The following is a 25,950-nucleotide window of genomic DNA, read 5'->3' on the forward strand; positions in this document are numbered from 1 at the left end:
GGTACCACCCGATCCCATCCCGAACTCGGAAGTGAAACGCAGCCGCGCCGATGGTAGTGTAGCTTGCTATGCAAGAGTAGGTCATCGCCAGGGGCTTTATCCTAAAACGCCTTCCCTCCAGGGAAGGCGTTTTTCTTTGCGCGGAATTCAACAGAAAACTGCCAAGCCACATCACTGAAACACCGCGAAAACGGTGGAAATGCGCGCGCTCTGCGCGCAGAAATGTACGCATCCAGCACATACATGGCGTGCGCAAAACCCTGGCCGCGCGTGACGCACGCATGGCAAACCCGCAAAGTGCATCAAGCCGCTTCCGCGCGCATGACCAGCACCCGCCAGGCACACAACGCACAAGCCCAAGGCGCGCGAAACATGCGCGAACCATCCCTCAAGATGTTGCTGCCTCATCGCGGCGGCCGACGGTTGGATCCTCGTTCGCCAGCGGATATCGATCCGATCGCACGACCGCTGCAGACCCCGTTCATCAGGACTGCGCACTCGAACTCCGCGGAAGTGCTCGCAACAACCGATTCTGAACTTCGATCTAAAATCCCGAATCTGGTATCGAAATGGCGGCCATCGGTCGCCTATGATGGTCATCGCACCGACTTCGAACGCAAGGCAGGGGAGGCCTCTGTGTTTGTCCAAGTAGAAACCCGACGACGTGCCCGACTGCAATGGGCCACCATGTTGCTGGTCATTGTGTGCGTGCTGACCTTCATCGGCATGGCATTAATGCCTGCCCGTCAGCGCCTGTCGCTGTTCCTCGAATGGGGCACGGTGCCCGCGAATATCTTCGACACGCATGAGCCACTGATTCGGCAGATCAGCGATCCATCGCTGCTGCGCCTGCTCACCGCCCTGTTCATCCACGTCGAGTGGCTGCACGTCCTGGGCAATATGCTGTTCCTCATCATCTTTGGCCTGCCGGCCGAACGCGCGCTGGGTTCACTGCGCTTCTTGCTCCTCTTCCTGCTCGGAGGCATCTTCGCCAACCTGATCGGCGCACTGTCCCTGGCCGGGTCTCATTCGCCGATCATCGGCTGCAGCGGCGCTGTGTCGGCGGTGCTCGGTGCCTACATCGCCCTGTTCCCCCGCGCGCGACTGGGCCTGGTGCTTCCACTTGGGCTCTACCTTGAGTTCGTGCGAGTGCCCGCCTTTCTCTTGATCGGCCTCTGGGTCTTGCTGCAGCTGCTCTTCAGCTACGCAGGCCCCAGTTACGGCGCCGTCGTATGGTGGACGCACATTGCCGGTTTCCTGTTCGGCATCGTGTTCGCCCTGCTCTCGCGCAGTTCGATCGCCCGACGCATGCGCGGATAGAATGCGCACCATGCGCAGCAACAAACTCTACAAAGTTACCTTCCTCCACCTCGGCAAGAGCTACGTGCTCTATGCCCGCCACGTTGCATCCAGCTCGCTTTGGGGATTCACGGAGGTCGGTGATCTGGTGTTCGAGCCGGTCGGCGAAGGCCTGTTGGTCGACCCGACGGAAGAAAAGCTTCGAGATGAATTCAAGGACACGCGCGTGCTGCACCTGCCGATGCAGGCCGTCATTCGCATCGAGGAAGTCGAGCGCAAAGGTGCGCTCTCGATACGTGACGCGGCTGATGGCCAGAAGGTGACGCCATTCCCCATGCCGCCCAAGCCAGTCCGCTGAGACGCGCCTGCCCAAAGCTCACATCCATTGGACTGCCACCGGCCGGAAGAAAAGATCCAGCCCAATGCGCCGTCGGCCGTTACTTCGCGCCACTCAGCCCATGATGCCGCGCGAAGTGCCGCAGTAACCGTCGCGCAATGGGCGTGGCCGCCACCTGGCGATAGGTGTGATGCGGATCAAACCCCTCGCTTCGCATCGCATCGCGCTTGCGATGGATATAGGCACGCATGACATCCGCGTTGAATTCCGGATGGAACTGCACGCTCAGCGCATTGCTGCCATAGCGCAGCAAATGGTGCGGATCGCGCTCCGATCCCGCTAGCACCGTCGCGCCCTTGGGTACTTCCATCACACTCTGTTCGTGCGTGGTATGTGCGCGAAAAGTCGAAGGCAGCGCTGCCGCCAGCGCGTCCTGTCTTGCCGATGACAGGACGTTGATCGGCAGCGTCCCGATCTCGCGCCCGCCGGGCAAGTAATCCACCCGGCCGCCCAGGGCGTGAGCCATCAACTGATGCCCGTAGCACACGCCAAACAGCGGCAGGTCAACGTCCATGGCATCACGAATCCAGCCAGCCGTCTCCTCGCTCCAGGGCAAACGCTCCGTCACCATCGACGCCGAGCCGGTAATCAATGCACCCGCCACGTCCTTGACCGACGGCAGCTTCTCGCCTCTCTCCACGTCCACAATGCGCAGCTGCGCCGGCGCCAGATCGGCGCCGAGCCGGAACCAATGAGGGAAGTCACCGTGTCGTGCGCGGATCGGATCCGGGGCGCGTCCGGTACGAATGATGAGGATCGGTTTCATGCAATGAACGTTCGCTTTCAAAAATCAGTGTGAGGTTTCGTCAGGCACATCCATCGGCGGCAGGACCGTCAGCACTTCCTGCACCGTAGTCAGTCCCTTCGCCACCTGCATGGCCGCCGAAATGCGCAACGGCCGCAGGCCCTGCGCCAACGCGGCATCGCCGAAGCGGCCGAGATCCAGCTGCGAAGCAATCAGGCTGCGCAGCTTGGGCGTCATCTGCATCATCTCGTAAACACCGGTTCGACCGACGAAGCCCGTGTTGCGACATTCCAGGCAGCCCACCGGCTTATAGACGATCTCCGGCACCGGCAAGTTCCAGCCGTGCGTCAGCGCAACCCATTCGTGCGGATCCTGCGTCGCCGTTTGCTTGCAATGCGGACACAGCGTGCGCACTAGACGTTGTGCCACCACGCCCGTCAACGTCGACTGAATCAGATAATGCGGCACGCCCAGATCGAGCAGGCGCGTCACGGCACTCGGCGCATCGTTCGTATGCAGGGTCGACAGCACCAGGTGGCCCGTCAGCGAGGCCTGCACGGCCATCTGCGCGGTCGACAGGTCGCGAATCTCACCCACCATGATGATGTCAGGGTCCTGGCGCAACAGCGTGCGCACACCCGCAGCGAAATCCAGGTCCAGCGCCTGCTGCACCTGCATCTGGTTGAACTCCGGCGAGACCATTTCGATGGGATCTTCTACCGTGCACACGTTCAGTTCCGGCGTCGCCAGATGCTTGAGCGTCGAATAAAGCGTCGTCGTTTTGCCCGAGCCAGTGGGGCCCGTCACCAACACGATGCCGTGCGGTCGCTCCACCAGTGCGCGCCACAGCGCATCCTCTTCCGGCGAAAATCCCAGCTGCGAAAAATCCTTCGCCACGATGTCCGGGTCAAAGATTCGCATCACCACCTTTTCACCAAACGCCGTCGGCATGGTGGAAATGCGCAGCTCCACTTCGCGTCCCGAGGACGAGCGCGTCTTGATGCGGCCATCCTGCGGACGCCGCTTTTCCGCCACGTCCATGCGCGAAAGAATCTTGATGCGCGCCGTCACCGCCGTCATCACCGGCGAGGGCAACTCAAACACCTTGTGCATCACGCCATCGATGCGAAAACGCATGTGGCCCGCTTCGCGACGCGGCTCCAGATGGATATCCGACGCGCGCTGCTCGAACGCGTATTGCAGCAACCAGTCGACGATATGCACGACGTGGCGATCGTCGGCACCCACCTCGCCGCTCTTGCCCAGCTCGACCAGCTGTTCGAAGTTGAGGATCGCCGATGAGTCGTAACCACCGTTCGCCTTGGCGTCCTGCGCGAGCTGGATCGAACGCTGCACGCCGTAAAACTCGACGAGATAGCGGTTGATGTCCAGCGGGCTGGCCACCACGCGCTTCACATCGCGCCGCAGCATGTGCGCCAGGTCCGTCGCCCAGCCGGCATCGAACGGCTCGGTCGTGGCGAAAGTCACCTCGCCATGCGCCGCCGCTACGGGCAGGATGCGATGCCGCTGCGCGTACGCATGGCTCACCACCTGCGTGACCGCGGCGACGTTGATCTTCATCGGATCGATTTTGAGATACGGCAGCCCGGATTGCGTGGCAAGCCATTCCGTCAGCGCCTCGAGGCTCAGTGGCCGCCCCGGCTCGCGCTGGTTGGGCAGCTTGGCATTGGCGATCAGCACCAGCGGATGCAGCTCCACCGTACTGCGGCCACCCCTCGAACCCATGCGGACTTCCTTGGCGTCATCGGCCTTCAGGAACCCGTCGACGACCAGCGCCGCCAGCACGTCTTCCAGCGTGAGGCGCCCACGTCGGCCCAGCAAGGAAGCGATTTGCGGTGAAGCGGCCATGCGTCGGTGTCTCCGTCAGGTGTGACCTCAAGGACCGGCCCCGCGCTCCCTGGCGCCGGCAGCGGCCAGAATGCGCCTTTTGGGGCGGTTTTCCGGCCATGAGCATAGTGCCCGGCTATACTAACCCGCTTTATTCCAGGTCACGGAAAGCCATGTCCGCCCGCACTTTTCAGGATGTGATCCAGACCCTCAACCGCTATTGGGCGGCCCAGGGGTGCGTACTGCTGCAGCCGCTCGACATCGAAGTCGGCGCCGGTACCTTCCACCCGGCCACGTTCCTGCGGTCGCTGGGCCCGGAACCCTGGGCAGCCGCCTATGTGCAGCCCTCCCGCCGTCCCACCGACGGCCGCTATGGCGAAAACCCCAACCGCCTGCAGCATTACTACCAGTACCAGGTGGTGATGAAGCCGAACCCGGAAAACATCCTTGAGCTCTACATCGGCTCGCTCAAGGAGCTGGGCCTCGATCCGCTGGTCCACGACCTGCGCTTCGTCGAAGACAACTGGGAATCGCCGACGCTCGGCGCCTGGGGCCTGGGCTGGGAGGTCTGGCTCAACGGCATGGAAGTCACCCAGTTCACGTACTTCCAGCAGGCCGGTGGCCTCGAATGCCGCCCGGTCACGGGCGAAATCACCTATGGCCTGGAACGTCTGGCCATGTACCTGCAGAACGTCGACAACGTCTACGACCTCGTCTGGACCGACGGCCCGCGCGGCAAGATCACCTACGGCGACGTCTACCACCAGAACGAAGTCGAGCAGAGCACCTACAACTTCGAACACGCCAACGTGCCGGAGCTGCTGCGCTGGTTCGACGTGTGCGAAGGCGAAGCCAACAAGCTCATTGCCGCCGGTCTTCCATTGCCTGCCTACGAGCAGGTGATGAAAGCCAGCCACACCTTCAACCTGCTCGATGCGCGCCGCGCCATCAGCGTGACCGAACGCCAGCGCTACATCCTGCGCGTGCGCACGCTCGCTCGCAGCGTCGCCGAAGCCTACGTCGCGCAGCGCGAAAAGCTCGGTTTTCCGGGCCTCAAGAACACCAAGGAGCAGGTCGCATGAGCGCCGCCAAGTCGCTGTTGATCGAACTGGGCACCGAAGAGCTGCCGCCCAAGGCGCTGGACGAACTCGCGCTCGCGTTCCGTCGCGGCGTGTGTGATGGTCTCGCCAAGCGTGGCGTGGAAGCGGCGCTCGACCAGGCCATGGCGTACTGCTCGCCGCGCCGTTTGGCCGTCTATATTCCGAGCGTCGCCACCACGCAGCCGGAACAAACCATCGAACGTCGCGGCCCCGCCGTCAATGCCGCACTCGACGCCGAAGGCCAGCCCAGCAAAGCGCTGCAAGGCTTTGCTCAGTCCTGCGGCGTCACCGTCGACCAATTGGAAAAACTCGATACCGACAAGGGCGCGTGGTTCGTCTTCCGCGCCACCAAGCCGGGCCAGGCGGTGGCATCGCTGCTGCCGGAGATCGTCGACGAGGCCTTGAAGGGCCTGCCTGTCCCGAAGCCCATGCGCTGGTCCGATCACGATTACAGCTTCGTGCGCCCCGCCCACTGGCTGGTCATCCTGCACGGCGCGGACATCATCGACGGTTCGGTGCTGGGCCTCGAAAGCGGCCGCAAGTCGCGCGGCCATCGCTTCATGCATCCCCAGCCGGTGCACGTCGCCAACGCCGACAGCTGGCTCGAAGCCATGCTCGGCGCCAAGGTGCTGGCCGATCCGGCTGAGCGTCGCCAGCGCATCCGTGACGAAGTGGCCAAGGCCGCCACGATCACCGGTGGTCATCCGCAGCTGCACGAAGGCCTGCTCGACGAGATCGCCAATCTCACCGAATGGCCCGTCGCGATCGCCTGCCAGTTCGAGCGCGAATTCCTCGCGGTGCCGCCCGAAGCGCTGGTCACCACGATGGAAGCCAACCAGAAGTTCGTGCCGGTCTTCGACGACAACGGCAAGCTCACCGAGCACTTCATCGGCGTGGCCAACATCGAGAGCAAGGACCCGTCCGAAATCCGCAAGGGCTACGAGCGCGTCATTCGCCCACGCTTCGCTGACGCGAAGTTCTTCTGGGACGAAGACCTGAAAACGCCGCTCGCCGGCTATCAGGACCAGCTCAAGACGGTTACCTACCAGCAGTCGCTGGGCAGCCTGTGGGACAAGAGCGTGCGCGTCGCGGAACTGGCCCGCATCATCGCCAACCGCGTTGACGTCGACGCCGGTCAGGCCACGCGCGCGGCCGCGCTGAGCAAGTGCGACCTGCTCACCCGGATGGTCGGCGAATTCCCCGAACTGCAGGGCGTCATGGGCCGTTACTACGCTGCGCATCACGGCGAAACCGCCGATGTCGCCGACGCCCTCGACAGCTACTACCAGCCGCGATTCGCCGGCGACGCCATTGCCGCCGGCAAGGTGGGGCAGGTGCTGGCCGTGGCCGATCGCCTGGACACGCTGGCGGGCATCTTCGCCGTGGGCCTCAAGCCCAGCGGCAACAAGGATCCCTTCGCGCTGCGCCGCGCGGCCCTGGGCCTGGGCCGCACGCTGGTCGAGGGCAAGCTGGAACTCGATCTCAAGGCCACCCTGGTCGAGGCGCTCGAACTCCTGCCCGAGGCCGCGCTGGCCGCCGGCCTGGAAAAGGGCGCCAAGGCCGGCAAGGCACCGGTACTCGACGCTGGCAAGCGCCGCGCCGAACTCCTGGGCGAGCTCTACGACTTCATCATCGAACGCCTGCGTGGCTACTACGCCGAGCAGGGCTTCACCGGTGAGCAGTTCGAAGCCGTGCTCGCCGTCGCGCCCGTGTCGCTGGTGGACTTCGATCGTCGCCTTCGTGCCGTCGCCGAATTCGGTCGTCGCCCGGAAGCACTCAGCCTCGCCGCCGCCAACAAGCGCGTGGCGAACATCCTGCGCAAGCAGGCGGAGGAACCCGGCGCGCAGCCGATCGGCGACACCGTGGATTCGGCGCATTTCGAAGCCGATGCCGAGCGATCCCTCGCACTGGCGCTCAGCGCTGCGCGTCACGACAGCGCAGCCGCGTTGGCGGCCGGCGATTACACCGCCGTGCTCGCACGACTCGCGCAGCTGCAGGCACCGGTCGACGCATTTTTCGACAGCGTGCTCGTCAATGCCGACGATCCGAAAGTGCGTGCGAATCGACTCGCCTTGCTGGGTCAGCTGAAGTCGCAGTTCACGGCTATCGCGGATATCGCGCGCCTGTAAACGAGGGCGCAGGCCACGTCATGTCGAGTGGTGGCATGTCGCAAAAAGCGCGGTTTTCCCGCAGAAAACCACAAAAAAACGGCAGCCTTCCGGCTGCCGTTTTTCATTGCCCAGGTTGCGATGCCATCAGGCGATGTGACGCCCCGCGCGAACGCGATCGGCCAGGCGATGATTGAATGCGACCATCTCGGTGGCAGCCACATCGCTGCCGCCCGGTCCAAGAATGTCGTAAAGATCGGCGAGCAGATCGGCATTGTCCGCAAGGGACAACTGGCTCTCGGCAAGATCCAGCTCCGACTGCAGAATGCGCAGCGCGGTGTTGAGTCGCTGCGGATCCATCGCGAGCCCGCTCGTCGTCAACGTTTCGGCAGCTGCACCCAGCTTGCCGCGTCGATGATTGGTGGCACTTTCGGTGGTGGTCTCGCCACTGGCCAGCGCTTCGGTCTGGATCATCGTGCCTTCGCCGGCCACCAGCCACACGAGCGAGATGCCCATGGTCTTGGCCAGCGTCACGCATCGCGCGCGGGAAGGATCGGTGTTGCCGTCGCGCCAGCTGCGCACGACGCCTTCGGAAAAACCGCACATTCGCGCGATCTCCGTGACGCTGCCCACCCGCTGGATCAGGACCTTGATTCGATCAGCGAACGTTGAGGCGTTCGAGACCGTCGTAATAATTTGCGTAGCCATGGGGACTCCTAGGCAGCCTGGGCACAACTTTCACTCAAAAAGCTTTCGAGCTGCTTACTTTCCGAGTAAAGATTGTTACGAAAGTGTTGACCTTCATGTGAACTTCATCTAGGTTCGTACCTTCTTCCGGCCGAGGCCGAAAGAATAGCCGTCACTGAGCGGGGAAACGCACGAGATTCCTTTCGGATTACACGTGCGAGCGCAGTGGGGGCGGTCATTGGAAGACCAATGACTTTTTGAGACCTGGTTTTATCCGGGCTTTTCTCGTTAGGGGAGAACAATCTGATGAACTTCCGCAACACCTACCGGTTGCGTCAGCTGACGCTTGCCGTCGCCATGGGCTTGGGCCTCAGTGGCGTTGCCTTCTCGCAGCAGACGGCGGGCGATATCTCGGGTACCGCCACCTACGCCGCCGGCGAGATGGTCGTGATCAAGAGCGTCGACTCGGGTCTGACCCGTTCGGTCAGCGTCAATGCTGATGGCAAGTTCCGCGTGCCGGCACTGCCCAGCGGTCGCTACGAAATCTCGCTCGTCCAGGACGGCAAGACCGTCGCTTCCAGCACGACCACCGTGGTCGCTGGCCAGACTGCCCAGGTCGCGCTCGGCGCTTCCGAAGCAGCTGCCACCAGCCTGACCAGCGTGACCGTCACCGCCAATGCTCTGCCGGCGATCGACGTGAGCACGGTGGAAACCCGCACCACGTTCAGCGCCCAGCAGCTCAACCAGCTGCCTGTGCCGCGTGACGCCGTCAGCGTCGCCCTGCTTGCTCCGGGCGCCGTGAAGGGCAACGCCATCTTCGGCAACCTGCCGTCGTTCGGTGGTTCGTCGGTTGCTGAAAACAGCTACTACGTCAACGGCTTCAACGTCACCAACCTGTACAACAACCTGTCGTTCGGCCAGGTGCCGTTCCAGGCCATCGACCAGATGGACGTGCAGACGGGTGGCTACGGTGCGCAGTTCGGTTTCTCGACCGGCGGCGTGACCTCGGTCAACATCAAGCGCGGTACCAACGAGTGGAAGGGCGGCGTCAGCTGGACCACCGCTCCGAACGCGTTGCGTTCGCAGCCGCCGACGGTCTACCGTTCGAACGGCAGCACCTACCGCTACTACGACGACAACTCCGCCACGACCAACACCTACACCGCCTGGATGGGTGGTCCGCTGGTCAAGGACAAGTTGTTCATCTTCGCCTTGGGTGACTTCACCAAGGGCACCGGCACCACCTACGGTGGCGCTTCGCAGACCAGCACGCGCAACTCGCTGACCGGCGCTTCTGGCTACGACTACTCGTTGAAGAGCCCGTACTGGGTTGTGAAGGTGGATTGGAACATCACCGACAGCAACCACCTCGAATACACCGGCTTCAACAACACCGATAACACCAAGTACAACTACTACTCGGTCAACTACACCGATGGCCTGCCGAGCAAGGCACGCTACCAGGGTGACCTGCACACCAAGTACGGTGGCCAGACCCACGTCCTGAAGTACACCGGCTACCTGACCGACGACCTGACCCTGACCGCTCAGTACGGCCGCATGGAGAGCAACAACTCCAGCTACACCGTGAGCGCCTCGGGCATCACGTCGCGCTACAACGGCGACATCAATGCACCGGCTTCGGGCTGCCCCTGGGTTGCCTACAACGGTGCGCCGTGGGGCGCGACCACCTGCGCCATTACGAGCAGCGTGGACGTCTACGGCGGCATGGATACCCGCAAGGCCGGCCGTTTCGACCTCGAGTGGAAGCTTGGCTCCCACACGCTCGGCGGCGGTTACTCGGATGAGCGTTGGTCGTCGGATGCCGGCACGTCGTACGCCGGTGGCGCCTACCACTACTACTACACCCAGCCGACCCCGACCGATCCTGGCCTCGTCATCACCTACAACTTCCGTACCGGCGGCGCTGTCGACGTGCGTCAGAAGTCCTGGTATGTCGAAGATCATTGGCTGATCACCGACCGCTTCATGCTGTACGGCGGTATCCGCAATGACAACTTCAACAACAAGAACGGTGCTGGCGAAACCTTCGTCAAGCAGGACAACATCTGGCAGCCGCGCCTCGGCTTCTCGTGGGACATCAACGGCGACTCGTCGCTGAAGCTCTACGGTACCGCCGGTCGTTACTCGCTGCCGATGGCCGCCAACGTCGCTCTCCGCGCCGCTACGGCTTCGCTGTACACCGAAGACGACAGCCTGTACTCGGGCATCAACCCGGACGGCACGCCGATCATCGTGGGCGAGTTTGGTGGCGAAGGTCACTACGTCTACAACGGTGAAGACGGCAGCACGCCGAACCCGAAGGCCGTTGCGTCCAAGAAGCTCAAGCCGTACGTGCAGGATGAATACATCCTGGGCGTGCAGAAGCTGCTCACCAGCGACATCAGCTTCTTCGACAACTGGACCGTGGGCGCGAAGGCGACCTACCGCAAGCTCCGCAACACGATCGACGACACCTGCGATTCGCGTCCGTTCTACAACCTCGCCCAGCAGAACGGCGTGGGCGACGCGTGGCCGGATGAGTGGACCGTTCCGGATGGCATGGGCGGTTGCTGGATCTTCAACCCGGGCAGCGCTCTGAAGCTGACCACCACGCTTGACGGCACCTCCAAGACCTTCGACGTCACCATCCCGGGCAACCAGCTTGGGCCGGCCGCGAAGCGTTCCTACCAGGGCATCGAGCTGACGGCTGAGAAGACCACGGACAAGTACTACGTCAACGCGTCGTACACCTGGGCTCGCAGCTACGGCAACACCGAAGGTCTGGTGAAGTCGAACAACGGTCAGGACGATACCGGCACCACCGCCGACTTCGACTTCCCGGAGATCATGAAGGGTGCCAACGGCTACCTGCCGAACGACCGTCGCCATACCTTCAAGCTGTACGGCGCCTGGAAGTTCACGCCTGAGTGGTCCGTGGGCGCCAACATGCTGGTGCAGTCCGGCACGCCGATCAGCTGCTACGGCGGCGGCGGTGGCACGCTCGACACCCACTTCGGCTACAGCGGCCAGTGGCACGTCTGCAACGGCAAGGTCTCGCCGGAAGGCGGTTCGGGTCGCACGCCGTGGGTGTGGACCTTCAGCCCGAACGTGATGTACTCGCCGGCATGGGCCAAGGGCCTGAGCATGCAGTTGTCGGTCATCAACCTGTTCAACAACGACACCGAAACGTTCGTGTTCGAACAGTCTGAAGGCATCAGCAACGGCGGCGCACGCACCGTCTACACCAACTACAAGCTGCCGAAGTACTTCAATACTCCGCGCTACGCTCGTTTCCAGGTGCAGTACGACTTCTCGCTGTAATTGCAACAGCTTCATCGCTTCGTAGAAGGCGAACGAAAACACCCCCGCCCGCAAGGGCGGGGGTTCCCCTGGCCGCAGCCCACAATGCGGCCTTTTTTATTTGGGCGTCCATACGTTCGGACGTCCAAATGACTATCGCGCCGCCAGATCGGCGCGGCGACATTGTCGTTGACGCACGGCAAATTCTTGCGACGGACCCGGCCGGGCACCGTGTCCGGGTGACGCGCCGGACCCATTTCTTCAAGCCTTTGATTTAATGAACGAAATTCCGCATTCCGTCACATATTTCGCCCTTCGCGAACGTATGGTCTGCCGGTGGTCCTCTTGACTTTTCTCGTTCCTTCTTTTTGGGGTATGCTTGGAGGCTCCCCCGCGAAACAAACTTGCGGCGCGCTGCGCCCGGTCTTTCGCGCCCACGATTGCATCGATTGATTGAGGTTTCACATGCGCAGGATCGTTTGGTCGCTGATGTCGGTAGCAGCGCTGGCTCTGGCCGGCTGCAATTCTTCTGATTCGTCGCAGCAGGCGTCGTCGGGCGGTGAATCCGCTTCAGCCGCCAGCGCCGCGGGTCCCGCGACCAAGGCCAACGCCGTGAGCGGCACCGTCGCCCTGCGCGATCCGGCCGAGCTGTCGCCGGCCGCCAAGCTCGAGATCAAGCTGATCGACGTGTCCGATGCCGAAACGCCGCCGCTCGGTACCAAGACCATCGATCCGGTCGGCAGCATGCCGCAGTCGTTCGAAATCGAGTTCAAGCCGACGGATGTGAACCCGAACGACATCTATATCGTCCAGGCCGTGCTCACCGACGGCGAGCGCTCCTACACCGCGCCGCTGCAGTCGCCGGTGATGACCAAGGGCGCCGCCAACCAGGTGTCGATCCAGCTGGCGCCGCAGCAGACCCCGGGCGAGAAGGAGCTGGCTGCCTTCACCTCGGTGCAGAAGCAGATCGGCGGCATGAAGATCACCAGCGGCACCAAGCTCGAAGACAAGGCGTCGCGCAGCTGGCAGGTGTTCCGCGAAGCGGGCGAAGTGAAGTTCATCCGCGAGCAGGTCGATCTGAACGACAAGGGCTTCACCAGCACCGATTACGCCTACAAGGATGGCAAGCCGTGGGTCGTGGTGCAGCAGAAGAAGGCCAGCAAGGACGCCAAGCCGACGTCGACCGAACAGGCCGGCTGGGCCACCGACGGTACGCTGGTGCTGAAGAAGCAGCTGAGCGGCAGCAAGAGCGAATCGCTGAGCGACGACGCGGCGGCTGACCTGCAGAAGCAGGCCACGGCGATCCTGAGCCTGGCGACCAACGGCAAGAACAAGTAATCAGCCATCGGCTGGTTCGAGAAAACGCCCGCACCCGCGGGCGTTTTTTTTGGCCGCAAGGATAGTTCCGGGACCAGCCATGCGCGGCAGGGCGGGCACCGCGTTTGTCGCGCATGAAAAAGGCCCCCTTGCGGAGGCCTTTTCCCGGATCCACGCGAAGAGGCCCGTGAGGCCTCTCCGGTTGGCTTAGAAGCCGAACTTCACGCCAGCATTGATGCTGTTGAACTTCTGGCTGTTGTCGCTGAAGCGACCGGTGTAGCCCAGCCAGCCGGTGATGTTCTGGGTGAACTGCGCCGAGATGCCCAGGTCCGCCGTGCCCCAGGTGCCATCCGGCGAGAAGCCGGTCAGGCTGAAGAAGCCGGCCATCGAGTTCAGGCCCGCCGTGATGGCGCGCGGATCGGCCTTGCTGTCATGGTTCCATGCCACTTCGGCGTACGGCTGCAGCAGCATGCTGCTGGTCTGCCAATGGCCCTGCAGGCGCCAGCCGACGGTCGAGATCAGCGCGTCACGCTGCTGGCGGTTGAACCACATCGAGGTGCTGCTGCTGCCGCTTTCGGCGTAGCCATTGACCTTGACCGTCTGCCATTCAACGTTGGCGAACGGACCGGTACGCAGGCCCGAGAAGTCGAACCAGTAGCCGCCGGTCAGGCCGCCACCGAGGTGGGAGCCGTCAGCCTTGCCGCTTTCGGTGCGCGTCGCGGCACCGAGCTGGATGCGGCGTTCGATGTCCGAGAAGTTGGACTGGCCGAAGCTGACATAGCCGCCCACGTAACCGCCCGCCTGATGCCAGGTGACGTAGCCCAGGCCGCTGATGTCCTGCAGCTTGTAACCGCCGCCGCCCTGGAAGTCGGCATTGTGCTGGCCGATGCCCATGGCCACGCCGAGCGACCAGTTGTCGGACGCCTTCACGTCGGCACCGAGGGTCAGGTTGACGTTGTCGCTGTCCGTCTTCGGCGACAGGCCCTGGCCTTTGAACGTCTGCTGGCCGTAGTCGATGCTGGCGAAGGCGCGCGTGTCGCTGCCCATGCCGTCGGCGAGCATTTCGTTGCGGATCGCACGACCCTGTGCGGCAGCGGCGGCGAGCGGCGCTTCACCCAGCAGGGAGACCTGCGACGGGGCGCGGATCACGGACACCACGTACTGGCTGAGCATCGCGTGCGCGGCGGTGGTCGGATGCACGCCATCGGCGAACAGATAGGTCTTGGCGGCGTTCGGATCGACCAGGGTGTTCGGGGTGCAGTTGATCGAGCTGGACACCGTACAGGCCGGCGTGGTCACGTTGGTGAAGCCGTAGGCCGACGGGTTGGCGATCACTTCATTGAGCACCGCGTAGGTGTTCACGGGGATCACGTTCAGGCCCTTGTTGCTCAGCTGGTTCAGGCCCACCTCGAGCACGCTGTTGAACAGCGTCGACAACTGCGAGCCGCCCTGCTGCGCGGCGGCACCGCCCGCGGCGCTGGCCGGGGTCTTGCCGATGTCCGGCAGGTTGTAAACGATCACGTACTTGGCGCCGTTCGCCTGCATCTGGGCCAGCAGGCCAAGCTCGGTCTGGGCGGCCTGCTGCACGCCGGCGGCGAGGAAGGTCGGGTCCTGCGAGACGGCGGTCAGGTAGAAGATGTCATTTGCGCCACCCCACACCTGGTACAGCGCGTTGGGATCGGCCTTGCCACCGTTGGCGGCCAGGTACATGCCCCACTGCTGCGGCATGAGCGGGATCGGGCCAGCGGCCGAGTTGTGCACCAAGCCGGCGCCACCGAAGGCGTAGTCCGTGCCACCGGTCAGCGATGCCGTGACCGGCAGGCCAAGGGCGGCGGCGACGTTTTCGGCCGTCGTGTAGCCCGGGTTCGTGGTGAAGCGCAGCGGGATCGGCGAGCCATTCGCGGCGGCAATGTTGCCGGCGTCGCTCAGGCTGTCGCCAATGACGACGACCTTGCTGAAATCGGTAGCGGAAGCGGCGGTGCTGAACAGCAGGGCGGCGGCAATGGCGCCGGCGATATGGCGAGTACGGGGCATGTCTTTAACGCTCCATGGAGCCAGGGCGGCTCTTAGTTGTTATCGGCGCGTTACGCTACCGCATGCCATACGTCAGCGCATGCTGCGCTGCATCGCGATGCGAGGGGCTGGACACGTGGCAGGGCACGCCGATGGGGATGAAATCGAGAGGCCCGGCCGGAAGGCGAATATTTCCCTGAGAAATATCGAGGCGCGGGTCGGTTCTGGCGGTCTGACATCGCCGGGAACGGCGATGACTTAGTGCATCGCAAGATGTTTCGCAGCGAATAAAGCGATGACCGTCCCGGCCGGCGACACATGGCCGCCGGCCGGTTGATCGGGGTATCAGCGCTTCATCGCCCGCGACAGCGCATCGGCAAATGCGCTGTTCGCCGGTGCCGGGGCCGCCTTGGGCGCACCGTCGCCGCCCGGACGCGGACCGCGACCCGGATTGGGGCCGCTGCGCTGCTGGCCCGGCTCGTCGTCCAGGCGCATCGACAGGCCGATGCGCTGGCGCGGCAGGTCCACTTCCATGACCTTCACCTTGACGATGTCACCGGCCTTCACCGCGTCACGAGGATCCTTGACGAAGGTGTGCGACAGCGCCGACACGTGCACCAGACCATCCTGATGGACGCCGATGTCGACGAAAGCGCCGAACGCGGCCACGTTGGTGACGCGACCTTCCAGGATCATGCCCGGACGCAGGTCCTTCAGATCTTCCACGCCCTCGGCAAAGCTCGGCGCCACGAATTCCGGACGCGGATCGCGGCCCGGCTTCTCCAGCTCCTTGAGGATGTCGCGCACCGTCGGCACGCCGAACTTCTCGTCGGTGTACTGCTCGGCCTTGAGGCCGCGCAGGAAGCTCATGTCGCCGATGATGTTTTTCACCTCGCGACCGCACTGCGCAATGATGCGCTCGATTACCGGATAGGCTTCCGGATGCACCGCGCTTGCGTCGAGCGGGTTGTCGCCATTGGGCACGCGCAGGAAGCCGGCGCACTGCTCGAACGCCTTGTCACCCAGGCGCGGCACTTTCAGCAGCGCCTTGCGGTTGGCAAACGGGCCATTCGCATCGCGATGCTTCACCACGTTCTCGGCCACGCTCGGCGACAAGCCGGCAACGCGCGAGAGCAGGGCGGCCGAAGCCGTATTGACGTCAACGCCGACGGCGTTCACGCAGTCCTCGACCTTGGCGTCCAGCGCGCGCGCCAGCTTCACCTGGTTCACGTCGTGCTGGTACTGGCCCACGCCGATGGCCTTCGGTTCGATCTTCACCAGTTCGGCCAGCGGATCCTGCAGGCGACGCGCGATCGACACCGCGCCACGCAGGCTCACGTCCATATCCGGGAATTCCTTCGCCGCGACTTCGGACGCCGAATACACCGACGCGCCCGCTTCGCTCACCACGATCTTCGACAGCTTCAGATCGCCGTGCTTCTTCATCAGTTCGCCGGCGAGCTTGTCGGTTTCGCGCGATGCCGTGCCGTTGCCGATGGCGATCAGGTCCACATGGTGTTGCTTGCACAGCACCGCCAGGCGTGCGATCGACTGATCCCACTGGTTGCGCGGTTCATGCGGATAGATGGCTTCGGTGGCCAGCACCTTGCCGGTGGCATCGACCACGGCCACCTTCACGCCGGTGCGAATACCCGGATCCAGGCCCATCACTGACTTCGCGCCTGCAGGCGCAGCCAGCATGAGGTCCTTGAGGTTTTCGCCGAACACGCGGATCGCTTCGTCTTCGGCACCTTCGCGCACGCGGCCGAACAGATCCAGCGTCAGATGCAGATGCAGCTTCACGCGCCAGGTCAGGCGCACGGTTTCGCGCAGCCACGTATCGGCGGCACGACCGCGATCGAGGATGCCCGCGTGGGCCGCAACGCGACCTTCGCCTTCGATGTGACCCTGCTCGGCCTCGACGGTCGGTGCCAGCTCGAGTTCGATGATGCCTTCGTTGCGCGCACGCATCAGTGCGAGCAGGCGATGCGAAGGAATCTTGCCGATCGATTCCATGTGATCGAAATAGTCGCGGAACTTCGCGCCTTCATTTTCCTTGCCTTCGACCACCTTGGCGCGAATCTGGCCCTTGTCCCACAGCCAGTCGCGCAGCTCGCCCACGAGGTGCGCATCTTCGGCGATGGATTCCATCAGGATGGCGCGCGCGCCATCGAGCGCGGCGCGTACGTCGGCCACGCCCTTCTCCGCATCGATGAACTGTTCGGCAAAGGCTTCCGGCGACTGCGTGGGATCTTCGCGCAGGCCCGTGGCCAGCGGCTCAAGGCCGGCTTCGCGCGCGATCTGCGCCTTGGTGCGACGCTTGGGCTTGTACGGCAGGTACAAGTCTTCCAGGCGTGCCTTGGTATCCGCGCCGAGGATGTCGTTCTTCAGCGCATCGGTCATCTTGCCCTGCTCGTCGATGCTGGCGAGGATCGCGCTGCGGCGCTCCTCCAGCTCGCGCAGGTAACGCAAGCGCTCTTCCAGCAAACGCAGCTGCGTATCGTCGAGTCCACCGGTCGCTTCCTTACGGTAGCGGGCAATGAACGGGACGGTCGCGCCGCCATCGAGCAAATCTACGGCCGCCTGCACTTGTTCCGGCTTGGCAGCGATGTCCTGGGCAATACGATGTTCGATGCTGAGCATGATTCTCTTGCTGGTCTGCTGGGAATACTCCCACGGGCCTCAAGGCGGCCTGGGGGAAGGGGGATGATAGCGGGTTGGGACGGGCGTGGAATCCCACCGGCCGTCATGCCCGCGCAGGCGGTCAACCGGTGGCGACAAACTGAAGCGAGACACTGGGTTTCAAGGCCCGATGCATGGGACGCAGAGGTGCCCTTCAGGCACTGAACGTGCCGCCACCTTGCGAATCCTGCGGCTTGTCCTGCTGCACCGTCGCTTGCCCTTCCGGACGACCATTCACCACCAGCGTCTGCGCCAGCAGATCGTGCAGGCCCTGCTTGCGCTCAGTCCACGCCACCATGAGAAAACCGATGCAGAACGTGAACGCGCTGATGACCTTGCCGAAATAGCGCGCGGTGGCGCGCAGGAAACTCAGGCGCTTGCCATCCATGTCCGTGACACGAATACCCAGTGCACGCTTGCCCACCGTTCCCTGCCAGGACGAACTTTCAAGCACGGCGAAGTACAGCCACGCGAGCACGGTTTCGACCATCAGCGCCGGCATGATGCTGTCGAAATAGGTCTGCAAGGCATGGAGCGCCAGTTGCGGATCGCTGGCCGCCGCCTGGCTCGCCTGCATATAGACGGCATACGCTTCATTGGCGCCCATCAGGCCGCCAATGATCATGTTGGGAATCCACAGCACCAGCACGTCGAGGATATAGGCGCCGACGCGCTTCCAGAATCCCGCGTACGTCATGAGCGCGGCACGCGGTTGTGCGGCGGTTGCCCACGAGGATGCGTGGTCGGCAGGCGGAACCGGCGGCGGCGTGAATGCCGGTGCTGCATCGGGAAGATCTTGCGGATACAGGCTCGACAGCGGCTTCCAGTCGCTCATGCCGTCGTACCAGCCCAGGTCGGCGGGACTTACTTCGCCGCTGCGCAGCCACTGGCGCACGTCGCTTTCCTGGTAAGGACCATGACGCTCGCCATCCCGACCGATCCACACTTCCATCGTTGCTGCTCCAGGAGGGTAAGGGCGCATGATTACATTGATGTGCGACCCGACGTAAGGCACGAAGGGTGGCTTGCGCGCGCTTTCACGCCGCGCCGGGCGCGACACGTCACGCGGCGTCGCGCCGCTTCAGGTGCACCAGCAGCAATGAAATGGCCGCCGGCGTGACGCCGCTGATGCGTGACGCCTGGCCAATGGTCTCAGGCAGCGAACGCTTGAGCTTGAGCGTCACTTCCGCGGAAAGCCCGCGCACGCGGTCGTAGTCGAAATCCTGCGGAATGCGCGTGGTCTCGTGACGACGCTGGCGCTCGATCTCCTCGCGCTGGCGCTCCAGATAACCGGCGTACTTGGTCTGCACTTCCACCTGCGCGGCGACGTCCACATCATCGACGGCGGGCCCGAGCTCCGGCACGGACATCAGCTTGCCGTAGTCCAGTTCCGGACGGCGCAGCAGATCCAGCGCATTCGTCTCACGACTGACCGCGATGCCCAGCTGGCGCTCCACGGCCGCGCCAAGAAGATTGTTCGGCGCCGCCCACAGCGTGCCCAGTCGCTGCACTTCCTGCGTCACGGCATCGCGCTTGCGCCGCAGCGCATCGAAGCGCGCCTGCGGCACGACGCCGAGTTGGTGTCCGGTTTCGGTCAGGCGCAGGTCGGCATTGTCTTCACGCAAGTGCAGGCGATATTCCGCGCGCGAAGTGAACATGCGGTACGGCTCGATCGTGCCATTGCTGGTGAGATCGTCGATCAGCACGCCGATGTAGGCTTCGTCGCGTCGTGGATACCACGGCGCCTTGCCCTGCACGTTGAGCGCAGCATTGAGCCCCGCCACCACGCCTTGCGCACCGGCTTCTTCATAGCCGGTGGTGCCGTTGATCTGCCCGGCAAAGAACAAACCCGGCAGCGCCTTGGTTTCCAGCCACGGATGCAGGCCGCGGGGATCGAAGTAGTCGTACTCGATGGCGTAGCCCGGCCGCGTGATGTGCGCGATCTCGAAGCCCTTGATCGAATGCACCAGGTCCAGCTGCACGTCGTACGGCAGCGAGGTGGAAATGCCGTTCGGATAAATCTCGAATGTATCCAGGCCCTCGGGTTCGATGAAAATCTGATGCGAGGATTTCTCCGCGAAACGCACCACTTTGTCCTCGATGGACGGGCAGTAGCGCGGACCCACGCCTTCGATCTGGCCGGTGTACAGCGGCGAACGGTCGAGTGCGCCGCGAATGACCTCGTGCGTGCGCTCGGTGGTGTGCGTGATCCAGCAGCTGACCTGGCGCGGATGGTCAGCGCGTGAACCGAGGTAGGAGAACACCGGAGCGGGGTTGTCGCCGGGCTGCTCTTCCAGGCCTTCGAAGTTGATGCTGCGCAGGTCGATGCGCGGTGGCGTGCCCGTCTTCAGGCGGTCGGCGGCCACCGGCAGCTCGCGCAGCTTCTGCGCCAGGGCACTGGCTGGCGGATCGCCCGCGCGACCGCCCGCGTACTGCGCCGGGCCGATATGAATCTTGCCGGCCAGGAATGTGCCTGCCGTCAGCACGACGGCGCGCGCGCGGAAGCTCACGCCCATCTGGGTGACGACGCCTGTCACGCGACCATGCTCAAGGATGAGGTCGTCCACGGCCTGCTGGAACAGCTCCAGGTTCGGCTGGGTCTCGACGATACGGCGGATGGCGGCCTTGTAGAGGCTGCGGTCGGCCTGGCAGCGCGTCGCGCGCACGGCCGGCCCCTTGGAGGCGTTCAGCGTGCGCCACTGGATGCCGGCGCGGTCAGCTGCCTGCGCCATGGCACCGCCGAGGGCGTCGATCTCCTTCACCAGGTGACCCTTGCCGATGCCGCCGATGGCTGGATTGCAGCTCATCTGGCCAATCGTCTCGATGTTGTGGCTCAGCAGCAGGGTGCGCGCGCCGGTGCGGGCAGCCGCAAGGGCCGCTTCGGTGCCGGCGTGGCCGCCGCCGATGACGATGACGTCGTAATGGGTGGGGTGGAACATGGCGAAGACTGCCTTGGCGGCGCAAAAAGTGACCAAATGGGGCGCTATGGTAACCCGGTCAGTATCTTAGCGCTGACTAGGAAATCTCTGGCACGCTTCCTGCTTGGATGTGAACGCACTTTCACGGGCAGACGCTGCGCGAAACAAGACGCGCGCCGAGATCGGACTGACAGGGGTCTGATTGCGTGCCGGGAGAGGAAGCAAGACGGCGCCCAGTGGGCGCCGTCGTTTTTTTGGGGCTTCCAAATGAGATCTGGCGCCCGGCGGTCTCAGGAACAGGGGGAATCCAGGATGACCGTGTTGCCGGGCGCCAGAAACTTGACTGGCTGCGGGCAGCGTCGCTGCGCCGTCGTGGGGCTGATATTTACCCTTTTACCGTGAACACGGGGTGACTAAAACGGAAATTTGTGCCGGTTTTTGGCGCCTCCTGACGCTCAGCGTCATTCGGTGATCTACGCCCATTTCGTGCGTGATCTGCATCACATTCGTGGCACAGCTGTTGCTTTCCCTTCCCTGCTGGGTTGTTGAGCCGAAAGGGCTCGGGGGAAAGAGACATGAACATGCGTCTGGATTTTGAACCGCTGTACCCGCACCACGATCTGCTGATCGAAATTGGCCGCGTTGAAATGGCCATGGAACATCTGGACGAGCGCGCCGAAGACGAACGCCGTGCGCTGCGCCCGCGCCTGGAACTGCGCATGCATCGCCTGCGCGATGCGCTGGAACACCTGCCGGCCTGACCGGCACGGATCGCAAGCCGCCCGGGTGACCCGTTCGCAAGAGCGGGCAACACCCGGGGCGATCAGCGAACCTTCCCTCTGCTAAGCGATCAATCGCGCAGCATGCTCTGCACGATTTCCGTCAGGTTGCGCGACAGCCCCGGCTGCGCTGCCATCTGCTCGACGGCCGCGCGCGCCCGCTCGCGACGCACCGGTTCCAGTCGCCGCCAACCGTTGAACGCCGTCGCCAGTCGCGCGGCCACCTGCGGATTAAGCACGTCCAGCTGCACCAGGCGTTCGGCGAGCAGGCGGTAGCCCGCGCCATCGGCCTGGTGGAAACCCACCGGATTGCTGCGTGCCCACGCGCCGAACAGCGCATTGACGCGATTGGGATTCTTCAGCGTGAACGAGGGATCGCGTTCCAGCTCCTGCACGCGCACCAGCGACGCCGCACCCTGGCGCTGCGTCTGCACGTTGAACCATTTGTCGAGCGCCAGCGGGTTGTCGGCGTAGCGCTCGCGGAAATGCGTCAATGCAGCGGCTGCCTGCGGCGCGTCGGTGCGCACCAGCACGGACAAGGCGGCCAGGCGGTCGGTCATGCTCGGCGCGTTGTCGTACTGCAGCGTGGCCAGCACGTGGCCACGCGATGCATCGAGCAACGACAGCAGTTCGAGCACACGCCGCTTGAGGCGACGACGGGCCTGGCTCGCGGCGTCGAGATCCGCCGTGGTTTCGCCGGCCAGCGCGGTGTAGCGCGCTTCAAGCGCGTCACGGCCTATGCGTTCGGCCAGCGCCTGCTGCAAGGCCCTGCGCGCCGCATGGATCAGGTCGGGATCGACTTCGCGCTCGCGCTCGGCCAGCTCGATTTCACCCGGCGGCGTCATCAGTTCAGCCAGCAGGGCATCGTCCACCGCCGTGTCATCGAACAGCGCTGCGAGCGCATCGCACCAGGCGCTGACGGCATCACCCGACGTGCCCTGGCGCAGTGCTTCGTACGCCGCCACGGCCAGCTGCTGGCCCGCTTCCCAGCGATTGAAGCCATCGACGTCATGGCGCAGCAGCAGCGCGAGATCGCCGGGCGAGGACTGGCTTTCCAGGATCACCGGCGCCGAAAATCCGCGCAGCAGCGATGGCACCGGCTCCGAGGCCACGTCGCGGAACACGAACTGCTGTTCACCCTTGTCGACGATGACCACCAGCTCGGTCTCGCCCGCCGTATAGCCGTCCAAATGCAACGGCAGCAGATGGCCATCGCGATGGAACAGCGCCAGCTTCACCGGAATCGGCAAAGCTTGCGTTTCGGGCTGATTCGGCGTGGCGATCGTGTGCTGCGACAAGGTCAGCGTGTACTCGCGCTTGCCGGCATCAAAACTCCCGCGCGCCTTCAGGCGCGGCGTGCCCGACTGCGCATACCAGGAAAGGTAGGGCGACAAATCGACGCCGTTGGCCTCGCCCAGCGCGCCGAGGAAATCCTCCAGCGTGGCGGCGCGGCCATCGTTGCGCGCGAAGTAACGATCCATGCCACGGCGAAAACCTTCCGTGCCAAGGCGCCCGGACACCATGCGCACCAGTTCCGCACCCTTCTCGTACACGGTCGCGGTATAGAAGTTGTTGATCTCGCTGTACTGCGCCGGGCGCACCGGATGTGCCAACGGGCCCGCATCTTCCGGGAACTGCGCGCGACGAAGCAGCGAGACGTCCTCAATGCGCTTGAGCGGCGCGGAATTCATGTCTTGCGAAAACTGCTGCTCGCGGAAAACAGTCAGGCCTTCCTTCAGTGACAACTGGAACCAGTCGCGGCAGGTCACGCGATTGCCGCTCCAGTTGTGGAAATACTCGTGCGCCACGACGGCTTCCACGGCGCGGTACTCGTCGTCCGTGGTGGAGTCCGGATCGGCCAGCAAATACTTCGCGTTGAAGATGTTGAGGCCCTTGTTCTCCATCGCGCCCATGTTGAAGTCATGGGTGGCGACGACATGGAACACGTCCAGATCGTAATTCCGGCCGTAGGCTTCCTCGTCCCAGCGCATCGAACGTTCCAGCGCGTCCATCGCGTAGTGGCAGCGATCGATCACGTTGGCTTCGGACCAGATCACCAGCTTCACCGGGCGCTGGTCGGCAGTGACGTAATCCCGCTCGATCTTCTCCAGGCGGCCGGCGACCAGCGCGAACAGATAGCTCGGCTTCGGATGCGGATCGACAAAGCGCGCCCAGTGACGACCACCTTCCAGTTCGCCGGCGCCATCCGGATTGCCGCCGGCCAGCAATACCGGGAAGCGCGTCTTGTCGGCGCGCAGCGTCACCGTGTAGCTGGCGAGCACATCCGGGCGATCCGGGAAAAAGGTGATGTGGCGGAATCCCTCCGCTTCGCACTGCGTCAGCAGGAAGCCGGCCTCGCGCGATCCGGACAGATACAGTCCTTCCAGCGCGGTATTGGCGGCCGGATGCGTGCGCACGCGCGTTTCCAGCACGCTGCCGTCTTTCACGCCCTCGACTTCCAGCGCGCTGTCCACCAGCCGGAACTGGCCGGGCTCCAGCGCCACCCCGTCCAGGCTGATCGACAGCAGGTCCAGCCCTTCGCCGTCCAGTCGCAGCGTCTCGTCCTGCGCCGGGTCACGGCGCAGATGCAGGCGTGACGTCACCTCGCTGCTGTCGATATCGAGGTCGAACACCAGTTCGACGCGCTCGACGCGCCAGGCGGGGGCGCGGTAGTCACTGAGGCGGATGGGGGCGGTGGACTGCTCGGAAACCGTGTTCATGACGATCGCAGGGGGAATGAGGGGATAGATCAGGCTAACATGCGGGGCTTTAATGGCAGGACAAGACCATGGTCGCCTTCCGGGCTGAGCGAACCACCGTCGGGCCCCATGAAATCGCCGTCCTGCACGACGATGCGAACGGCCGAAAGGTCCGCATTGCCCGCCGCGGCGCCACCGTCATGTCGATCGAGCAAGCCTGGCAAGGCACCTCATTCGACCTCGCCGACGGCTACCGCGACGCTGCCGAGCTCGACAGCCGCCCCAGCTCCCGCTTCGCCGTCATGGTCCCCTTTGCCAACCGCATCGCCGATGCGCGCTACACGTTTGATGGCACCGAATACGACCTGCAACCGGGCGTCGAAGGCGACCAGCGCGCAGCACGCCATGGTTTCGTCCGTGGCGTCGATTTCGACCTGACCGAACGGCATGCCGACGAAGCCGGCGCGCGCGTCACCTTCACCACCCAGGCCATCCGCCCGGGCGTGCATCCGGGCTATCCCTTTGCCATCGACCTCACGGTCACCTACGTGCTCAACGCGCAAGGCCTTGAGGTGCGGGCGCGCATGCACAACGTCGGCGAACAGGCCGCGCCGTGCTTCTTCGGTTGGCATCCGTATTTCCGTCTTGGCGAGACGCCGATCGAACAGCTGGAGCTGAAGATTCCCGCGCGCCAAGTCGTGCGCACGGATGCCCAGTACATCCCGCTCGAAGGCGATGCCGCGCGCGCGCCGCTGGAGCGCGAGGCCGGGCTGGATTTCCGTAGCTACAAGATCATCGGCGCGCAGGAACTCAACCACGCCTGGGCCGACCTCGTCCCCGATGCCGATGGCCGCGCGCGCACCTGGCTGCGCGATCCGGCCAACGGCCTCGCCATCGCGCTCTGGCAGGCATCCGGCGTCATGCTTGGCTTCACCGCCGACACCGTCACGCGCGACGTGCGCGGCTCGGTCGCGCTGGAGCCCATGGAGAGCTGGTCCAACGCCTTCAATCGCGCCGACTGCGCGCAAGCCATTCGCCTGGAAGCCGGCGAAGCCCGTACCTACCGTTGTGGAGTGGAGATCGTCCTGCCATGAGTGTCGCCTTGCCCCGAATCGATGCCATCCGTGATGCCGCCGCGCGCATCGCACCGCACGCGGTGGTCACGCCCGTGATGCGTAACGCGCGCCTGGACGCGCTGGCCGGCGCGCAGCTGTTTTTCAAGTGCGAAAACCTGCAGCGCGGCGGTGCCTTCAAGTTTCGCGGCGCCTGCAATGCGGTGTGGTCGCTGAGCGACGACGAAGCCGCGCGCGGCGTGGTCACGCACTCGTCCGGCAACCACGGCAATGCACTGGCCATTGCCGCCTCCACGCGCGGCATTCCCGCGCACGTCGTCGTGCCCGAGGGCGCGGTGAAGGCCAAGCTCGAAGCCATCGAGCAGGCCGGGGCGGTGCTCCATCGTTGTGCTCCCAACACCCCTGCCCGCGAAGCCGCTGCCGCCGAAGTCCAGCGCCAGACCGGCGCCGACCTCGTGCATCCGTACGCCGACACGCGCGTCATGGCCGGGCAGGGCACGCTCGTTCTCGAACTGCTCAACCAGGCGGGCGATCTGGACATCATCGTGACGCCGGTCGGCGGTGGCGGCCTGGCCGCTGGCTGCGCCATTGCCGCGCACGCGCTGGATTCTTCCATCCAGATGATCGCCGCCGAACCCGAAGGTGCCGACGATGCCGCCCAGTCGCTGGCACAGGGCTCGCGCATCGCGGGCATCACCGCCAACACCATCTGCGACGGCCTGCGCACGCTGATCGGCGAATCCAACTTCGAAGCCCTGCAGCAGCACGGCACCCAGGTGGTGACGGTGTCCGACGACGAAGTCGTTGCCGCCATGAAAACCCTCTGGCGCGAACTCAAGCTGGTGATCGAGCCGTCCAGTGCAACGGTGTTCGCCGCCGTGCTGAAGCGCCCGGAACAGTTCGCCGGCAAGCGCGTCGGCCTGGTGCTGACCGGCGGCAACGTGGATCTGGAAGCCCTGCCGTTCTGATCGAACGGCGCCGC

General features: G+C 64.3%; 17 protein-coding genes and 1 rRNA gene. 10 read left to right on the forward strand and 8 right to left on the reverse strand.

What is annotated here, in order from left to right; genetic code table 11:
* The 3 genes from rrf to EYV96_RS15505 all read left to right on the forward strand — a co-directional run.
* A 5S ribosomal RNA gene (rrf, locus tag EYV96_RS15495) occupies window positions 1–93 on the forward strand; the annotation flags it as partial.
* Window positions 94–636: 543 nt separating this feature from the next.
* Window positions 637–1,320 carry a rhomboid family intramembrane serine protease gene (locus EYV96_RS15500; RefSeq protein WP_131152834.1) on the forward strand — a complete coding sequence of 228 codons (684 nt, stop codon included), beginning with the start codon at window positions 637–639 and terminating at the stop codon, window positions 1,318–1,320.
* A gap of 10 nt (window positions 1,321–1,330) precedes the next feature.
* Window positions 1,331–1,657 carry a DUF1820 family protein gene (locus EYV96_RS15505; RefSeq protein WP_131152493.1) on the forward strand — a complete coding sequence of 109 codons (327 nt, stop codon included), beginning with the start codon at window positions 1,331–1,333 and terminating at the stop codon, window positions 1,655–1,657.
* 79 nt (window positions 1,658–1,736) lie between these two features.
* On the opposite strand, the gene EYV96_RS15510 is transcribed toward EYV96_RS15505, so the two are convergent.
* Together EYV96_RS15510 and tfpB are read right to left on the reverse strand one after the other, a co-directional pair.
* Window positions 1,737–2,462, reverse strand: a complete 726-nt coding sequence (locus EYV96_RS15510) for a glutamine amidotransferase (RefSeq protein WP_131152494.1) — start codon at window positions 2,460–2,462, stop codon at window positions 1,737–1,739.
* 24 nt (window positions 2,463–2,486) lie between these two features.
* The gene (gene tfpB / locus EYV96_RS15515; protein WP_131152495.1) at window positions 2,487–4,310 is read right to left on the reverse strand and encodes a type IV pilus assembly ATPase TfpB; all 1,824 of its coding nucleotides are present in this window, start codon (window positions 4,308–4,310) and stop codon (window positions 2,487–2,489) included.
* Window positions 4,311–4,462: 152 nt separating this feature from the next.
* Between tfpB and glyQ the strand changes: the two genes are divergently transcribed.
* Complete coding sequence (glyQ, locus tag EYV96_RS15520; protein WP_131152496.1) at window positions 4,463–5,371, forward strand: glycine--tRNA ligase subunit alpha; 909 nt, start codon at window positions 4,463–4,465, stop codon at window positions 5,369–5,371.
* Window positions 5,368–7,518 carry a glycine--tRNA ligase subunit beta gene (glyS, locus tag EYV96_RS15525; protein WP_131152497.1) on the forward strand — a complete coding sequence of 717 codons (2,151 nt, stop codon included), beginning with the start codon at window positions 5,368–5,370 and terminating at the stop codon, window positions 7,516–7,518. Before glyQ ends, glyS begins: the two co-directional genes overlap by 4 nt.
* Window positions 7,519–7,644: 126 nt before the next feature.
* Here the strand turns inward: glyS and EYV96_RS15530 are convergent, their stop codons facing one another.
* Window positions 7,645–8,205 (reverse strand): helix-turn-helix domain-containing protein, encoded by a 561-nt coding sequence (locus EYV96_RS15530; protein ID WP_131152498.1) that lies wholly within the window; start codon window positions 8,203–8,205, stop codon window positions 7,645–7,647.
* A 285-nt stretch (window positions 8,206–8,490) separates the two neighbouring features.
* On the opposite strand from EYV96_RS15530, the gene EYV96_RS15535 reads away from it, so the two are divergent.
* Window positions 8,491–11,508, forward strand: coding sequence for a TonB-dependent receptor (locus tag EYV96_RS15535; RefSeq protein ID WP_131152499.1), 3,018 nt, complete (start codon window positions 8,491–8,493; stop codon window positions 11,506–11,508).
* 444 nt (window positions 11,509–11,952) lie between these two features.
* Window positions 11,953–12,825, forward strand: coding sequence for a YbaY family lipoprotein (locus EYV96_RS15540; RefSeq protein ID WP_131152500.1), 873 nt, complete (start codon window positions 11,953–11,955; stop codon window positions 12,823–12,825).
* 186 nt (window positions 12,826–13,011) lie between these two features.
* Here the strand turns inward: EYV96_RS15540 and EYV96_RS15545 are convergent, their stop codons facing one another.
* The 4 genes from EYV96_RS15545 to mnmG form a co-directional block, all read right to left on the reverse strand.
* Window positions 13,012–14,838 carry an autotransporter outer membrane beta-barrel domain-containing protein gene (locus EYV96_RS15545; protein ID WP_131152501.1) on the reverse strand — a complete coding sequence of 609 codons (1,827 nt, stop codon included), beginning with the start codon at window positions 14,836–14,838 and terminating at the stop codon, window positions 13,012–13,014.
* 324 nt (window positions 14,839–15,162) lie between these two features.
* Window positions 15,163–17,460, reverse strand: coding sequence for a Tex family protein (locus EYV96_RS15550; RefSeq protein WP_131152502.1), 2,298 nt, complete (start codon window positions 17,458–17,460; stop codon window positions 15,163–15,165).
* A 193-nt stretch (window positions 17,461–17,653) separates the two neighbouring features.
* On the reverse strand, window positions 17,654–18,451 hold the full coding sequence (locus EYV96_RS15555; RefSeq protein WP_131152503.1) for an RDD family protein: 798 nt from the start codon (window positions 18,449–18,451) through the stop codon (window positions 17,654–17,656).
* 109 nt (window positions 18,452–18,560) lie between these two features.
* Window positions 18,561–20,438, reverse strand: coding sequence for a tRNA uridine-5-carboxymethylaminomethyl(34) synthesis enzyme MnmG (gene mnmG / locus EYV96_RS15560; RefSeq protein ID WP_131152504.1), 1,878 nt, complete (start codon window positions 20,436–20,438; stop codon window positions 18,561–18,563).
* A gap of 554 nt (window positions 20,439–20,992) precedes the next feature.
* Here mnmG and EYV96_RS15565 point away from each other — a divergent pair.
* Entirely contained in the window at window positions 20,993–21,178 is a 186-nt protein-coding gene (locus EYV96_RS15565) for a hypothetical protein (RefSeq protein ID WP_131152505.1), read from the forward strand.
* An 89-nt stretch (window positions 21,179–21,267) separates the two neighbouring features.
* Here the strand turns inward: EYV96_RS15565 and pepN are convergent, their stop codons facing one another.
* Window positions 21,268–23,916 carry an aminopeptidase N gene (gene pepN / locus EYV96_RS15570; RefSeq protein WP_131152506.1) on the reverse strand — a complete coding sequence of 883 codons (2,649 nt, stop codon included), beginning with the start codon at window positions 23,914–23,916 and terminating at the stop codon, window positions 21,268–21,270.
* 68 nt (window positions 23,917–23,984) lie between these two features.
* On the opposite strand from pepN, the gene EYV96_RS15575 reads away from it, so the two are divergent.
* Together EYV96_RS15575 and EYV96_RS15580 are read left to right on the forward strand one after the other, a co-directional pair.
* On the forward strand, window positions 23,985–24,989 hold the full coding sequence (locus tag EYV96_RS15575; RefSeq protein WP_131152507.1) for an aldose 1-epimerase: 1,005 nt from the start codon (window positions 23,985–23,987) through the stop codon (window positions 24,987–24,989).
* The gene (locus tag EYV96_RS15580; RefSeq protein ID WP_131152508.1) at window positions 24,986–25,936 is read left to right on the forward strand and encodes a pyridoxal-phosphate dependent enzyme; all 951 of its coding nucleotides are present in this window, start codon (window positions 24,986–24,988) and stop codon (window positions 25,934–25,936) included. Before EYV96_RS15575 ends, EYV96_RS15580 begins: the two co-directional genes overlap by 4 nt.
* Window positions 25,937–25,950: the final 14 nt, after the last annotated feature.

It is taken from the genome of Dyella terrae (assembly GCF_004322705.1).
Classification (GTDB): domain Bacteria; phylum Pseudomonadota; class Gammaproteobacteria; order Xanthomonadales; family Rhodanobacteraceae; genus Dyella_D; species Dyella_D terrae.